The 16029-nt window shown below is 57.7% G+C and carries 12 protein-coding genes; 5 read left to right on the top strand and 7 right to left on the bottom strand.

Going from position 1 to position 16029, the window contains the following annotated elements; all coding sequences use genetic code 11:
- Positions 1-19: 19 nt before the first annotated feature.
- Together NMK_RS15310 and NMK_RS15305 are read left to right on the top strand one after the other, a co-directional pair.
- Positions 20-1876: a PAS domain S-box protein gene (locus tag NMK_RS15310; protein ID WP_146187221.1), complete on the top strand. Its 1857-nt coding sequence runs from the start codon at positions 20-22 to the stop codon at positions 1874-1876.
- Positions 1873-2970, top strand: coding sequence for a putative bifunctional diguanylate cyclase/phosphodiesterase (locus NMK_RS15305; RefSeq protein WP_265415776.1), 1098 nt, complete (start codon positions 1873-1875; stop codon positions 2968-2970). The genes NMK_RS15310 and NMK_RS15305 overlap by 4 nt, the downstream gene beginning before the upstream one ends.
- 30 nt (positions 2971-3000) lie before the next feature.
- On the opposite strand, the gene NMK_RS15300 is transcribed toward NMK_RS15305, so the two are convergent.
- The 5 genes from NMK_RS15300 to NMK_RS15280 all read right to left on the bottom strand — a co-directional run bounded on the left by NMK_RS15300 (position 3001) and on the right by NMK_RS15280 (position 9855).
- Positions 3001-3300: a DUF3240 family protein gene (locus tag NMK_RS15300; protein WP_109016640.1), complete on the bottom strand. Its 300-nt coding sequence runs from the start codon at positions 3298-3300 to the stop codon at positions 3001-3003.
- Positions 3297-6365 carry an efflux RND transporter permease subunit gene (locus NMK_RS15295; protein ID WP_109016639.1) on the bottom strand — a complete coding sequence of 1023 codons (3069 nt, stop codon included), beginning with the start codon at positions 6363-6365 and terminating at the stop codon, positions 3297-3299. The genes NMK_RS15300 and NMK_RS15295 overlap by 4 nt, the downstream gene beginning before the upstream one ends.
- Before the next feature lie 6 nt (positions 6366-6371).
- Complete coding sequence (locus NMK_RS15290; protein WP_227871529.1) at positions 6372-7454, bottom strand: efflux RND transporter periplasmic adaptor subunit; 1083 nt, start codon at positions 7452-7454, stop codon at positions 6372-6374.
- A complete protein-coding gene (locus tag NMK_RS15285) occupies positions 7451-8677 on the bottom strand; it encodes a TolC family protein (protein ID WP_181376309.1) in 1227 nt (408 codons plus the stop codon). The genes NMK_RS15290 and NMK_RS15285 overlap by 4 nt, the downstream gene beginning before the upstream one ends.
- A 110-nt stretch (positions 8678-8787) precedes the next feature.
- Entirely contained in the window at positions 8788-9855 is a 1068-nt protein-coding gene (locus NMK_RS15280) for a GGDEF domain-containing protein (protein WP_109016637.1), read from the bottom strand.
- A gap of 212 nt (positions 9856-10067) precedes the next feature.
- Between NMK_RS15280 and NMK_RS15275 the strand changes: the two genes are divergently transcribed.
- Positions 10068-11348 (top strand): HD domain-containing phosphohydrolase, encoded by a 1281-nt coding sequence (locus NMK_RS15275; RefSeq protein WP_109016636.1) that lies wholly within the window; start codon positions 10068-10070, stop codon positions 11346-11348.
- Here NMK_RS15275 and ccoG read toward each other — a convergent pair.
- Positions 11321-12736: a cytochrome c oxidase accessory protein CcoG gene (gene ccoG / locus NMK_RS15270; RefSeq protein ID WP_109016635.1), complete on the bottom strand. Its 1416-nt coding sequence runs from the start codon at positions 12734-12736 to the stop codon at positions 11321-11323. The genes NMK_RS15275 and ccoG overlap by 28 nt on opposite strands.
- Positions 12737-12861: 125 nt before the next feature.
- Between ccoG and NMK_RS15265 the strand changes: the two genes are divergently transcribed.
- Both NMK_RS15265 and NMK_RS15260 read left to right on the top strand, forming a co-directional pair.
- Positions 12862-14268, top strand: a complete 1407-nt coding sequence (locus NMK_RS15265; protein ID WP_109016634.1) for an aminotransferase-like domain-containing protein — start codon at positions 12862-12864, stop codon at positions 14266-14268.
- A 128-nt stretch (positions 14269-14396) separates the two neighbouring features.
- Entirely contained in the window at positions 14397-15287 is an 891-nt protein-coding gene (locus NMK_RS15260) for a dienelactone hydrolase family protein (RefSeq protein WP_109016633.1), read from the top strand.
- Positions 15288-15401: 114 nt separating this feature from the next.
- Here NMK_RS15260 and NMK_RS15255 read toward each other — a convergent pair whose 3' ends face one another.
- Entirely contained in the window at positions 15402-15902 is a 501-nt protein-coding gene (locus tag NMK_RS15255; protein WP_109016632.1) for an aminoacyl-tRNA deacylase, read from the bottom strand.
- Between the last annotated feature and the right edge of the window lie 127 nt (positions 15903-16029).

The raw sequence follows: 16029 nt of genomic DNA, 5'->3' as shown, positions 1-16029 counted from the left end.
AGACAAAGGCCGCTCGCTCATGATGCAACCATCGGACCGCCCGACTCCATTTGTCGCGTCACACAATAATGCACCGAATGCCGTTGAGCGCTCTGCATCGAGTATCGAGGGAAGCACCGTCCTCATTATCGACGACCTGCCCGCTAACCTCGGGGTAGTAGTGGAATCGCTGGAGAGCTTCGGCATCAATATCTTGATTGCTCAAGATGGCGAAGAAGGATTGATGCGTGCGGAGTACGTGCAACCCGATGTCATCCTGCTGGATGTCATGATGCCGGGCATCGACGGCTTGGAAGTATGCCGACGCCTCAAGGCAAACCCGGCCACCTTAGGCATCCCGGTGATCGTCATGACGTCGCTCAACGATATCAACGACAAGCTCAACGGGTTCAAGGCCGGCGCTGTCGATTACATCACCAAGCCGTTCCAAATTGAAGAAGTCCTGGCGCGCGTGGAAACGCAAATCCAGCGCTATCGGCTTCAACGCCAGCTGGAAATCCAAAACAAGGAACTACAGCGCTATCGCGAAACCCTGGAACAACAAGTAGCAGAGCGTACAGCAGAGCTGACCAAGCACAACCTTTGGCTGCAAGAAGAGATCGAGGAGCGTAAACGCACCACGGAAGAGCTGGAACTCATGGATTTCGCGCTGAACCATGTGCGGGAATCCGCTTTTCTCATTGATGAAGCTGGCCGCCTGCACTACGTAAACGCCGAGACCTGTCGCATCCTGGGTTATAGCAAGGCTGAGCTTCTGAAAATGAGCGTTTTGGCCATCGATGCCGATTGCTCCGCCGAAGAATGGGCAAAACATTGGAGCGATCTCAAGCAAGCTCGCTCCATCACCCTGGAAAGATCGCACCGGCCTAAAACCGGCAAAACGTTCCCTGTCGAAATCAGCGCCAACTATTTTGAATATGGCGGGAAAGGCTTCAACCTCGCGCTGGCACGGGATATTTCGGACCGCAAAGCGGCAGAAAAAGCGTTCGAGGACCAGGCCCTGCGGCTTCGCACCTTGCTGCTCACCATCCCCGACCCCGTATGGCTTAAAGACACGTTCGGCCGCTTCCTCGCCTGCAATACCGCTTTTGCTAATGTCTATGGTCAAAGCGTGGAGGGCATGATCGGAAAATCCGACCTCGATTTCAACACCCGAGAATTGACCGAATTCTTCCTTCAGCAAGACCGTGAGGCCATCGCGATGGCCGGACCGCGCACGAACGAAGAATGGGTGACCTATCACCCGGACGGCCGTCAGGCGCTATGGGAAACCACCAAGACACCGCTTTACGATACCGACGGCAAGGTTGTCGGCGTACTCGGGGTGGCACGCGACATTACCGAGCGCAAACGTCTCGAGGACGAATTGCGGGCCAAGGAACAGTACCAACGTGCGCTGCTGGACAACTTCCCCTTCATGGTTTGGCTCAAGGATCCGGAGAGCCGATTGCTGGCCGTCAACAAGCCTTATGTCGAAGCCGCGCAAGGGATTTCCACTGAGGATTTCTTCGGCAAAACGGATCTCGACTACTGGCCGCGTGAAGATGCCGAGGCTTATATGCGCGACGACCTCGAAGTGTTGCGCAGCGGCCGCCAGAAAGCCGTGGTCGAGAAGCTGGTCAACAAGGGACGTCCCACGTGGATCGAAACCTACAAGGCGCCCGTCGTGGTCGATGGCAAGCTGTTAGGTACGGTCGGGTTCGCCCGTGACGTGACAGAGGAAAAAGCGGCACAGCGTCAATTGCTCCTGCTCCATTATGCGCTGGATCGTGTTAATGAAAGCGCTTTCCTGACGGAAATAGGCACGTCACGGTTCGATTACGTCAATAAGCGTGCCTGCGATCAGTTGGGGTACGGGAAGTCGCACACCGCTTGAGCACCAGTATCCGGGCCTACGACACGGTAGCCCGCCTGGGAGGCGATGAATTCGCCATTTTGCTGCCGGAAATCCGGCAAGACAGCGATCTATCGACCGTGGCGCGCAAGATACTGTCGGCTTTCGAGCAACCCTTCCAACTGGCCGGACGCGAACTGTTTATTTCCACCAGCGTAGGCGTCGCCCTGTATCCAGGCGATAGCGCTGAAATCGACGCGTTGTTCAAATATGCCGATTCCGCGATGTACCACGCGAAGAAAATGGGCCGGAACAATTTCCAGTTTTATTCCCGCGAGCTCACCGCACGTTCATCCGAACGAATGCAACTCGAAGCCGCCCTTCGCCGCGCCATCAAGCACAACGAGTTGGAGCTGTACTTCCAACCTCAGGTAGACCTGGCAACAGGCGAGATCATCGGATCGGAAGCCTTGTTGCGCTGGAATCGCCAGGAGGGCATGGTCACCCCAGACCGATTCATCCCCATTGCAGAGGAAACAGGGTTGATCGTGGGCATCGGCGAGTGGGCCTTGCTGAATGCCTGCCAAGCCGCAGTACGTTGGAATGAGGGGCGAGAGCATCCGTTACGCGTGGCGGTCAATCTCTCCACGCGCCAGTTCATTCAAAACGACCTGGTCGCCACAGTGCGCGCCACGTTGATAGAAACAGAATGCAAGCCGGAATGGCTGAAACTGGAAATTACCGAAAGCTTGCTACTCGACGACAGTAATCATGTCCTCGAAATGCTCAAGAGTTTTAATGAGATGGGCTTGGCGATTTCCATCGACGATTTCGGCACAGGGTACTCCGCATTGAGCTATCTGAACCGCTTCCCGGTAAGCCAGATCAAGATCGATCGTTCATTCGTGCGAGACATCGCCCACCAGCGAGACAAGGCAGAGCTGGTCAAGGCCATGATTTCCATCGCGCATGCCCTTAACCTGGAGCTGATCGCAGAGGGTGTGGAAAGCGAAGAGCAAGCCAACTACCTGCTGGCGCATGGGTGCCGGATCGCCCAAGGATTCCTGTACGGCAAGCCGATGCCGGCCGCCGTTTTCGAGCAGTATCTGGATTCTTCCACTGCAGTTTTGCAGTAGGTGTTCGCCCTGCAGGCAATGGGAGAGCGACTAGATCGTACCTTCGCTAACGAGCGGCATCACCATGTAATGCAGGCGGCTACCTGCAAATTTCTCGCGCAACCCCGCCACCAGCTGCTGAGCCACCGCCTCGGTGGTAGAGACGATGAATTCCACCTTGCGCTGGCGGCCCGCCACTTGGTCAAGCAAAGACATCGCCGAGGTATTGGCACCATGCCCATACCCGTGCATAGTGCTGAACCCACTGACGGACTCGTTTTCCAGCAGCCAGTCAACCAGGGTCTCCTCCAGGGCAGGAGGCGCGAAAATCATCAGGACACAAGCACTCATTTCGTACGCTCCACGCCAAAGCGGCGATACAGGATAGGCAGCAAAATCAAGGTCAGCGCGGTCGAGGTAACGAGGCCGCCGATCACCACGATGGCCAATGGACGCTGGATTTCAGAACCCGGACCGGTGGCGAACAGCAACGGGATGAGGCCAAAGGCCGCGATATTGGCGGTCATCAGCACCGGACGCAGCCGGCGCTTGGCGCCTTCGATCACCACCTGAGCGACATTCATGCCATGCGCCGCCAATTGGTTGAAATAGGTCACCATCACCACGCCGTTCAATACGGCAATCCCCAGCAAGGCGATGAACCCGACCGAGGCCGGCACCGAAAGGTATTCGCCGGAGATCCACAAGGCGAACACGCCACCAATCATGGCGAACGGAATGTTCGACAAGATCAGCACCGATTGCCGCACCGAATGGAAAGTGGCAAACAGCAGCAGGAAGATCATGCCGATGGCAATCGGAACCACGATAGAAAGTCGTGCAGCGGCACGTTGCTGGTTCTCGAACTGCCCGCCCCACTTCATGGAATAGCCTTCCGGCGTCGTCACTTCAGCCTGCACGCGACGCTTGGCCTCCTCGACAAAACCTACCAGGTCGCGGCCTTTGACGTTGGCGACTACCACCACCATGCGCGCCCCGCGCTCACGGTCGATCTTGACCGGGCCTTCCACACGCTCCAGCTTGGCGACTGCGGAGATCGGCACGTTGGTGCCGTTAGGCAGCGTCAGCATCAAGTTGGCGAAATCTGCCGGAGACGCCCGTAGCGCCTCTCCACCACGCAGCAGCACCGGCGTGCGGCGAACGCCTTCCTGCACCACGCCTAGCATTTTGCCTTCCAGCTGCGCACGCAGAATGTTCTCGACATCGGCGATATTGAAACCGAGGCGGCCCGCAGCCAGACGATCAATATCTACGCGGAGATACTGCACGCCGCCATTTTGCGGGGTATAGACGTCCTCGCTGCCATTGATGCTTTCGAGGATTTTCACGACTTGCTGGGCCTTCTGGTCCAGCACTGCCATATCCGTCCCGAAAATCTTCACCGCCAAATCCCCACGCACGCCCAGGATCATTTCATTGACGCGCATTTCGATCGGCTGGGTAAAGCTGTAGGCAATGCCCGGAATCTGGCTCAAAGTCTTGCGTAATTCGTCGGTCAGTGCGGCCTTGTCCTTGGATTGCCATTGCTCGCGCGGCTTTAGCAGCAAGAAGTTATCGGTCTGGTTGAGGCCCATCGGGTCCAGTCCCAGTTCGTCCGATCCCACCCGCGAATACACGCCTTGCACATCCTTGACGCTACCGAGAATAGCTTGTTGCACCCGCATATCGAGCTGAGTGGTCTGGTCGAGGTTGATCGAGGGCAGCTTTTCCACGCCGACGATCAGGTCACCTTCGTCCATGGTCGGCATGAAGGTCTTGCCGATTTGCAGGTACACCACCACCGTAGCCGCCATCGCTATCAATGCAGCTCCAACGACGATACGCACGTGGTTGAGTGCCCAGTGCAGCAAGGGCTCGTAAGCCTGCAACGCCTTGCGTACGACCCATGGCTCTTCGTGGCTCACCTTGCCCAGCAGGAAAGACGCCAGCACCGGAATCACCGTCAACGACAGCACCAGCGAGCCGGACAACGCAAATACGATGGTCAACGCCACCGGACTAAATAACTTGCCTTCCAGCCCTTGCAGCGTAAGCAGCGGCAGGAACACGGTAATGATGATGAGAATGCCCGAAGTCACCGGCACGCTAACCTCGCGCACGGCCCGGTAGATCAGATGCAGGCGCGGCAGTTTGGACTGCTCGCCGTGCGCCAGATGCGAGACGACGTTCTCGACCACCACCACGGCCGCATCGACCAGCATGCCGATGGCGATGGAAAGACCGCCCAGGCTCATGAGGTTGGCCGACATACCGAACTGACGCATCAGGATGAAAGTCACCAGCGCAGCCAAAGGCAAGGACAGCGCCACGGTGAGCGCCGCCCGCAGATTGCCGAGGAACAGCACCAGCAGGATCACCACCAGCACGATCGCCTCGAACAAGGCATGCGCCACGGTGCTGACGGCTCGTTCCACTAGTCCGCCGCGATCATAGAATACCTGGGTGGTGACACCCTTGGGCAAGGTCGGTTGCAGCTCCTTCAACTTGGCACGCACACCGTTGACGACTTCCTTGGCGTTGGCACCGCGCAAACCCAGCACCAGCCCTTCCACTGCCTCGCCCTGCCCGTTGCGAGTGACGGCGCCGTATCGCGTCATCGCACCAATACGCACCTGGGCCACGTCGCTGATCCTCACCGGCATGCCCTGTTCGCTCTTGATCACTGTGTTGCGCACGTCGTCCAGCGCCTTGAAACGGCCTTCCGAACGCACCAGCAGCGATTCCTCGCCGTCGCCCAGGCGCCCGGCGCCGTCATTGCGGTTGTTGAGCTCAAGGGCTTGCTGCAAATCGTTGAGCGATACGCCGCGGGCATACATCCGGGCATTATCGGGAACGACTTCGTAGCTTCGAACCAATCCTCCCAGCGAATTCACGTCGGCCACGCCGGGCACGGTTCTCAAGGCCGGACGGATCACCCAGTCAAGCAAGCTACGGCGTTCCTCGAGGCTAAGGTTTCCACCCTCGACGGTAAACATGAACATCTCGCCCAGAGGGGTGGTCATGGGTGCAATGCCACCGCTGATGTCAGTGGGCAGATTGCTCCAGGCAGCATTCAATCGCTCAGATACCTGCTGTCTTGCCCAGTAAATATCGGTCCCGTCGGCAAAGTCCACGGTGATATCGGTCAACGCGTATTTGGCCACCGCCCGCAGCATGGTCTGGTTGGGAATGCCCAGCATTTCCACTTCCAGCGGCGAGGTGATGCGCGCCTCGACTTCTTCCGGCGTCATCCCCGGCGCCTTGATGATGATCTTGACCTGCGTCGACGAGACGTCAGGGAAGGCATCGATAGGAAGCCCCTTGAAGGCATAAGCACCAGCGCCCACTAGTACGGTAGTAAGCACCAACATGAGCAAGCGTTGGGTAAGCGCAAATTGAATCAGTCTGGCAAGCATGACGAGTTATTCTCCGCCGATGCCGGACCAAGCCGCCTTGATGGCCGCCGTACCGGAAACGGCTACTTTTTCAGATCCGGTCAGCTCACCTTTGATGACGGCATTGTTCGCCTGCTCGCGCACCAAGGTCACCGGTTCAGCGGTAAATCCCTTGGCGGTTTGCACGAAGACGTAGCTCTTTTGCCCGCTCCGAATCACTGCACTCTTGGCGACAGTAAATTGATTGCTGGAAGTATCCGAGATCAACGCCGCCTCGACGAACTGGCCGGGCGATAGCTTGTCCGCACCGCTTACGATTTCAGCGCGCAAATGCACCGTTTGGTCGTTCTTGTTCACGCTACGCAGGATGGTGATGATCTTGCCTTCCGCCTGGTAGTTGGGAATGGTCATGTGCATGCCGACACGGACGAAATCCAGGATATCCAGCGGGGCATGAATCTCCAGCCAGAGCGGCTTGAGACGGGCGATTCGATAAATCGGCGTACCCGGGTCTACACGCTGGCCGGCGGTGGCCATCTGCTCCAGCACCACACCATCAATAGGCGCCGACAAGCTCAAGCCTGACGATAGCGTACCGGTGGTTTCCAGCTTGCGAATGGCTTCGTCGCTCATGCCGGCAAGTTTCAGTGCCTGTCGACGTTGGGCCAGATTGATGGCGAGTTCTTCGTGGCTGCTTTGGGTCGTTAGCAACCGGCGCTCGGCGATGATGCCGTCCTTGTAGAGTTCGCGGTCGCGTTCCAGCATGTTGGAGGCCAGGCGTTGCTGCGTCTGCGCTTGGAGATAATCTCGCTGCAAGCTCACGAGGTCCGGGCTATTGATGTGCGCAAGCGCTTGTCCTCGCTTGACGTTCTGCCCAGCAGCAACTTGCACGACATCGAGAAGGCCGCTTTGCGGCGCGCTGACGACACGCTCTTGCCCGACTGGGACAGTAATCTCTCCCGGCAAACGATCGCTCATGACCGGCTGCGCCTGTGCCAGCGGTGCAACAGTGATTCCCAGCGACTGCATCTGCTTGGGGTTCATGGCGATGAGGTCACCGGCATTAGCCACGAGCGGCAGAACCAACAGCATCCAACTGATTTTTTTCAAGGCAAGACTCCTACAGCCTGGTTATAACGAGCGATATCCCACTGCAATTGGGTCGTACGGCTGCGCAACATCCGCTCTGCTTCCTGGGCAGAAGCCTGGACGCGCAGCAGATTGACGAGATCGGATTCGCCTAGGTCGAACGCCTTGCGAGCCAACCGCAGGTTTTCCTGTGCCAGTCGGTGCTGTTCCTCGACGATGTTCAGCTCCGCGCGAGTCACTTCGAGGTTGTGCTCGGCCTCATGCAGCGCTGCTAGCAAGACAAGCTGGCGTTGGTCGCGCTCACTCATGGCCTGGGCCAGGCCCATTTCCGCATTGGCAACCAAGGGAGCGGAGCGCACGCCGGCATCGAGCGGCACACGAATCGCTACGCCAACACTGGTATCGAATTGACTGTCGAATGCCCCGCGATCGTGGCGCGTGTTGAGGATGACTTGCGGGTTCTCGCGCTTTTCGACCTGCACCAATGCCCGTTCGCCTTGAGCCAAGGTCACCTTGGCCGCCGATTCGGCAAGCAAGGGATGATCGTCCGCCAGCCCGCTACGCGAGCTTTCGTTTTCTTCCGGATGACCGGGCAAGGCTTTAAGCCCTGTCAGCATCCAGTAACGATGTTCGGCATGCTTGAGCTCGGCCTGGGCGCGCAACTGCGCGGTTTGCGCTTGCAGCGTTTCGTTTTGCGCCAGCATGACGTCGGTTTTGGCGAGTTCGCCGGCCTTCCAGCGCTTTTCCACATCCTGTTGCAAAGCCAGGGCATTTTTCACGCGCTGGTCCGCCAACTCGGCCGTGTTAGCGTTCATCGCGACATCCCACACGGCTTCTCGCACCTGTCCGGCCAGGTTAAGCATTAACCCGCTGCGATTCGCCTCTACGCTGCTGCCCCAGTCTCGCGCCACCGATTCTCGTGCCGCACGTTGTCCAGGCAACCATACCGGCAGCTCAACAGCCGCTTCCCATTCGTTCAGGTTACGTCCGCTGCCGATGGTATCGTTCTGATGCCGCACGGAAATAGCCGGTGCGCCCGGTAGCATGCTGCCGGCCTGGATCGAACGTGCGTCGGCCATGACTTTTCCTGCATTGATCACCTGCTGCTGTGGGTTGCGTTCGTAGGCCTTGGCCACCACTTGCGACATGGTGAGCTGCGTATCGCGCTCCAGGCGTTCCAATTCCTCCGCCCGACTCCCCAAGGGCAGCAACAACAGGCACAGCCCTATCCAGGCTAAGCGCATCGGTCTTGCTCCTTTTTCCATTCAAATCCTGATTTCGATTGTGACGACGTCCATGCGCCGATTCTAATACACGATGCCGGGAAGAATAGCCAATGAAGCTTAAGCTCGGCTTAAGGTTCGAAAATGTCGATGCTGCCCGTCGCAGCTTCCTTGACCAAACCTTGGGCGATCAGGGTTTCGTAGTGACAGATACGGTTGCGCCCGGCCGTTTTGGCCGCGTAGAGCGAACTGTCTGCGCGGTGCACGATTTCCTGCGGCAACAGCATGGGGTTGGCATTGGTAAAGCCGCCGCTGATGGTGACATGGCCTACTTGGGGAAAAGGAAACTCTTCCACCCTCGCCCTGGCACGTTCGAACGTTTGCTGGGCGGTTTCGAGATCCTTGGCGGCGATAATGGCGATGAATTCCTCGCCGCCGAAGCGATACAGGAGATCGCTCTTGCGGAATGAAACCTGCAAAAGTCGCGTGATCATGATCAGTACTTCGTCGCCGATGATGTGGCCGAACTGGTCATTGATCTTCTTGAAGTGATCGATGTCGATCATGCACAGCCAGAACGACTCGTTCTCCGCATTACGTCGATTATGGGATTTATCGTGCATCCTCGCCGACAACACGTTCCAAAGGCGGTCGAGGTTGGATTCCAGCGAGTGCCGGTTGAGCAAGCCGGTGAGCTGGTCGCGCTGGCTGGTATCGAGCAGTTCGAAGTAATTAGTAAATACTTCGAGAATGCCGTGAATGATCGCATCCTCGACCGGCGTCACTTCGCGGTCGCGCTGGAAGACGAAAAACCCCACCTGCTCGTTCTTGCCGAAAATCGGATAGCCGACCACCAGCTCGTCATTCAGCTTGCGGCTGCACGCCTTGCCCAGCAGACGCACCGTATCCAACACGTGTCGCACGACCTCCGGAATCTGGGGCATGTTCGACACTTCCTCGAAATGTTCGACAAAGCTTTGCGAATCTTCCTGGTCGACGACCTTGCGCGAATGATGCAACGCACGAACTACGCCGCGATTGCCATCGATGCGATAAAACGAGGTTTCCAGCACGCCTAGCAGCGGCCCCAGCGTTCTCAGCAAGCTCTGCTCCACGAGATAGGTATCCCGCAATGAAGTCATGACACCGAGCTTCTTGAGAATATTGGTGAGGCCGGAGTCGGTGCGTTCAATTTGCATGGCAAAGTGCCTTTCGTGGCAATGGGCTTAAAAGAGCCGCTGGATGAATCACTTATTTTAGCAATTGTTATTGCAACTATTTTAATTTTTGCAATATTTGCTGAATAAATGTAAGGTTTGCCTCCGCTGTTTTCTAGGCATAGACTGACTCTCAATGTCAGCTATGTGCCTATTTGCAAGACGATGAACTGTTTCCTGCTGGCCTGATATCAATGTCCACTTATCAAATCAACCTACACCAAGCCGTGTATTCGCTTTCCGACGCACTGGATCTCGTCGGGGTTACGCATATTCATCACGGCAAGCGCGTGGCCTACATGGCGGCGGAATGCGCCAAGCTGTTGGGCTGGCACAAGCACCAGCTGGACGATCTGTTCCAGGCCGGGATCCTGCACGACAGCGGCGTGTCAAAAACTTATATCCATTCGCGCCTGACGCAGTTCGAGTGGGAAAACGAGATGGAGCATTGCGAGGCGGGGGCCGCGTTGTTGGCTTCGACGCCACTGCTGTCCAAGCTATCGGACATCGTGCGATACCATCACACGCATTGGTCGGTGTTGCAAAAACTCGACCTGCCGGAGCAGGTCAAGCTCAGCGCCAATTGCATTTACCTGGCAGACCGGGTGGACATCCTCACGTTGGCGAGCCTCAAGGATCAATCCAATATCCTGCTGGGCAGGGACGAGACACTCCGCCTCATCATTGAAAAAAGCGGTGACTGGTTTTGCCCGCAACTGGTCGAGGCATTTCTTGAAGTCTCCCAATCGGAGGCCTTCTGGTTCAGGCTCGAGAGCGAGCACGTCAACGGCTACACCTCGACCTGGATGTCGCACGAACACCGTCGCGAGATTTCTTTCCACGAGCTGCGCGGCCTTATCCACCTGTTTTCCGTCATCGTCGACGCCAAGAGCACCTACACCCGCGAGCATTCCGACGGCGTCGCCAATCTGGCGCGCTATCTGGGCGAGTTGTATCAGCTATCTGAACGCAATTGCGAAATGCTGGAAATGGCCGGGCTGCTGCACGACCTGGGCAAGCTGCGCGTGCCCGACGAATACCTGGAAAAAGCCCAGCGCCTGACGCCTGAGGAATATGCCATCGTGCAGCGCCACAGCTTCGATACCTTCAATATCCTCAAGAACATCCACGGTCTGCAAGAAGTGGCCCTGTGGGCCGGGCAGCATCACGAGCGGGTGGACGGTTCGGGCTATCCCTACCATCTGGAGAAAAAACATCTCTCGTTGGAAGCCCGCATCATCGCGGTGGCCGATGTGTTTCAGGCTCTCGCTCAGAAGCGCCCTTACCGCGATGCCCTACCGCCGGAGCAGGTGCTTACCATCATCAAGGAGCAGGCCACAAGCGGCAAGCTTGACAGCGATATCGTCGACTGCGTGGAACGGCATCTGCAAAGCTGCTGGGAGGCCGCACTCAATAAGCGGTCTCCCTACTACACCTCCAGTCTGGCTCAAAGCTTGGCGGATAGCCCCGAGTAATAGGAAATCTCCAGGGCTTTGGCATCGCGTGGATGCCCACGCTCAATCAGCACCAGCTTGACCTGCCGCGTATTGCGAGCGGCCTCTTCCGGCAGAACCACACTGACCAGCTGGGTGTAGGTCTTGCCCGCCGGCACGGTCCATAGCCCTCGGCCGTCCAAAGCGTGCTCCGACAACCCTTCTGCCCGCAACACATACTCAGCCGTCTGCGAAGTCTTGTTGGTGATGCGCAAGCTATAGCGATTCTTGATATCGCCGTTGGCGAGGCGAATCATGAGCGGCTGAGCCTGATGCTGGACGCTCGCATCGAACGGCGTCAGCGTCCGCGCTGTATAAAAGACGAACGCCAGCATTCCCGCAAGCACCGCCGAATATCCCCAAGCCTTGGGGTTGATGCGTCGCCGGTTGTCCGCGACTGCCGCATCGGAGCTGAAGCGGATCAAACCACGTGGCAGCTGCAAGCGATCCATGATGGTGTCGCAGGCATCGACGCACAGCCCGCATGCAATACAATCGATCTGGAATCCTTTGCGGATATCCACGCCAGTGGGACAAACATTCACGCAGTACCCGCAATCCACACAATCGCCATATCCCTGTGCGGCACGCTGGCTCATATCCTTGAGCTCTGCCTTGGGCGCTGTCCTGCCGCGTTGGCGCTCGCCCCGACTGCGGTCATAAAACACCGTCACGGTATGCGCGTCCTGCATGGCCGTCTGGAACTTGCCGTATGGGCAGGCCACCCGGCAAATTTGCTCTCGCGCCAACCCGGCAGCGATATAAGTCGCAGCCGTCAGCGCGATAATCGTCACGTAAGCCGCCATGGGCGCCGTCCCTGCAAATGTTCGCGCGAACAGGATTGGTGCATCGAGAAAATACAAGGTAAACGTCAACGCAGTGGCGAACGACAAGATGAGCCACAGGAGATGGGTGAGACCGACCCTGGCAATCTTGTTCACGTTCCAAGGCTGTTTCTGCAACCGCAACCGCGCCTGGGCCTCGCCCTGCACGGCCCGTTCAATCCAGCGGAACGCATCGGTCCATAAGGTCTGGATACAGAAGAACCCGCAAAACACGCGGCCGTACAAGGCCGCCGCCATGAACATCATCACGACACCCAGGATCAGGATTCCAACGAGAATGATCAGGTCGTGCGGAAAGATCACCAGATCGAAAAAATTCACACGCAGCGCATGCAAGTCGATCAGGAGCGGCTGGCCGGTGCGCGTATTTCCGTGCCACGTCAGCCAGGGCAGCGAAAAATAGACGCTATACGCGATGACCAGCAACGCCGTCTTGATCGAACGATAGCGCCCCTTGACGCTGTAGGGAACGATGGGAATGACCTTCCTCGGCTTGAACGCGGCCAAGGTGGAAGCGACTTGCATGACGAACTCCGGACGCAATGACAGGAGTTCGTATGGTAGAAATGTACATCACTGAATAACAGATTCAGTTTTGCATTAAAAAACCATATCAGTTGCGCTACAAGAACCTTCATAATGAGCACTCGATGAAACGCTACGAACAACTTGCCGACGATATTGCCCGCTCCATCCAGGAGGGCATGCTGCGGCCGGGCGACCGCTTGCCGTCGGTTCGCCAAACCAGCACGAGCCGCGGTGTGAGCCCATCGACCGTGTTCGAAGCCTATTACTTGCTGGAGGCGCGCGGTGTCATTACGGCCAGGCCACGCTCGGGCTATTTTGTCGCCCTTGGGTCGCAGCGTTTGCAAGCGCTGCCGGCGCCTACCTCAACGACCCACTCGCAACCGCAGGAACTGGACGTCAGCGAACTGGTATTCGAAGTGCTGGAAGCCACGCGCGCTCGCAAAAGCATCCCGTTCGGCTCCGCTTTTCCCAGCCCCCTGCTGTTTCCCATGGCTCGCCTCGCTCGCCACATCGCATCGACGGTGCAGCAGATGGATCCTTGGCGGACCGTCGAAGACCTGGGTCCGGGCGACCAGGAGTTACGCCGTCATATTGCACTGCGCTACCGCATCGACGGCATTCAAGTTCCCGTCGACGAGATCGTCATTACCAACGGCGCCATGGAAGCGCTGAATCTCTGCCTTGCCGCCGTCACTCGGCCCGGCGATACCGTACTCATCGAATCGCCGACGTTTTACGCCGCGCTGCAATGCATCGAGCGTAGCGGGCTCAAAGCGGTCGAAGTGCCCAGCCATCCCGTCACCGGCATCGACCTCGACTGCTTCGAAGAGGCCATCGAAAAGCACCGCCCGCAGGCCTGCTGGCTGATGACCAATTTCCAGAATCCGCAAGGCAGCCTGATGCCGGTAGCGCACAAGCAACGCCTGGTGCAACTTGTCACGCGCCATCAAATACCGCTCATCGAAGACGACGTCTATGGCGAACTCTACTTCGGCGAGAAACGGCCACCCCCTGCCAAGGCCTTCGATACCGAGGGCTGGGTCATGCATTGCGCATCCTTCTCCAAGTGTCTCGCGCCGGGCTACAGGGTGGGCTGGACCGCACCCGGGCGTTTCGCCAAGCAGCTCGAACGGCTCAAGCTCACGACCTCCCTCGCCACTTCCGTTCCCGCCCAGCAGGCACTCGCCAGTTACCTTGGCAAGGGTGGCTACGATCGTCACTTGAGGCAGTTGCGGCACACGCTCATGCTGCAACAGATGCAATACCTGGAAGCCATACAACGGTATTTTCCAGAGGGAACACGCATTACTCGCCCCGAAGGCGGTTATTTTTTCTGGATCAAGCTGCCGGACGATACCGACGCACTCGCACTGCACCGTAGCGCCCTGGAGAATGGCATCAGCGTGGCCCCCGGCCCGATATTCTCGGCCCACCGCGGCTTTAAGAACTACCTCAGGTTGAATTACGGCCATCCATACACCCAGGAAGTCGAGGCAGCGATCAAAAAGCTCGCCCTGATGGTCGGCTGATTTGATGAGGGAATCTCAGGCAAATATAATAACCACCCCATTGAGGCGGGATTGAAAACCTTCCGGCTTTCACCTTGACTAACCAACAAGATCCATCGCTACCCACCGATTTTCCCTCGAGGTGTTCCATGACAAGAAAAACAGCCCGCGACTTCCATCCCGAAGTGCTCAAGATGTTCGATGCTCTCGTGCACGGCAATATCAGCCGACGACAGTTTCTCGATTCGACAACGCAGTTTGCGGTCGGCGGTGTGACGGCAGCGGGACTTCTGGAGGCATTGAGCCCGCGTTTTGCCGAGGCCGAGCAAGTCAGCAAGGACGACGATCGCATCGAGGGCACTTATGTCGAGTACCCCTCCCCGCTCGGCTACGGCAAGTTGCGCGGCTACCTGGTAAAACCGGCCGACGTCGAAGATAAATTACCCGCGATTCTTGTCGTCCACGAAAACCGCGGCCTCAACCCGCATATCGAGGACATCGCGAGGCGGTTGGCACTGGAGGGATTTATCGCTTTCGCACCGGACGCACTGTTTTCGCTAGGCGGTTATCCGGGCGACGAGGACAAGGCCCGCGAGTTGTTCCCGCGACTCGACCAGGCCAAAACCCGGCAGGACTTTATTGCCGCAGCGCGTGTGCTGAAAACCCTGTCGGAAGGCAACGGCAAGGTGGGCGTCGTAGGCTTTTGCTATGGCGGAGGAATCGCCAATTATCTGGCGACCCAACTGCCGGACCTGGATGCGGCCGTGGCGTTTTACGGGGGGCAACCTCCGGCAGAGGACGTGCCGAAGATCAAGGCGCCACTGCTGCTTCATTACGCCGGGGCAGACGAGCGAATCAACGCCGGCTGGCCAGCTTACGAAGCGGCCTTGAACCAGGCCGGGGTGAATTACGAGGTCTACATTTATCCCGGAGTACAGCACGGCTTCAACAACGACACCACGCCGCGCTACGATGCCGAAGCCGCCAAAGCCGCGTGGGAACGTACCCTCGCCTTCTTCAATGCCTACCTGCGCAGCTGATTCCCGGCGTCATTGCAGTTCGTTAAATCAAAAGGCCGCTCCCATCGGAAGCGGCCTTTTGGTTTGTAGAGAGAGGTTAATAGCAAACTTCAGATCCTCTACAACAGGCCTCATTCATGACTCTCGACTGGTAAACGCTCCTTGATCGGCATCTGCCAGCAGCCGCAACAAATCGGCGCCTTTCAGCGATAAGGCAAACCCCAGCACGCCGCTGCCGATCACCACCGTCTCATAGTTTTTCACGCTGTCGTCAACCAGAACCTTGATCTCACTCGGCAGCGCAACCGGCGGAACGGCGCCCACGATATAGCCCGTAGCCTCGGCCACTTCATCGAACTCCGCCATTCGGCATTTGCGTTCGTTCAAATGCTGTCGCAAGACCGCCCAATCTGCCCGGCCGCCCCCAGCAACTGCCAATAAAACGAAGCGCTCCGAAGCCGTCTTGAAAAGCACGCTACGCACCACCGATTTGGGGTCCAGCCCCTGATTCGAGAGCAACTCTTCCAGATTGCGAATAGGCTTTTTATCTTCGGTCAGTGGGATCTCGATGACGCCGAACGGAATGCCTTGCCGCTGCAACAAGTCGACGACAGGTGATTGAATGTTTACGTGCATCGCAAAACGCCTCTAAAAATGCCGATATCGCTGGATATTAGCGCATTTTTACAGCTGCTTTCTGCGCGATCTCAGCTTCTTAGGACACACGAAAATTCAATCGCAAGAGTCGGGGTGGCAGGTTTGA

Source organism: Novimethylophilus kurashikiensis (assembly GCF_003112435.1).
Classification (GTDB): domain Bacteria; phylum Pseudomonadota; class Gammaproteobacteria; order Burkholderiales; family Methylophilaceae; genus Novimethylophilus; species Novimethylophilus kurashikiensis.
The sequence above is the reverse complement of the archived record's forward strand: the minus strand, read 5'-3'. Positions and strand labels throughout refer to the sequence as shown.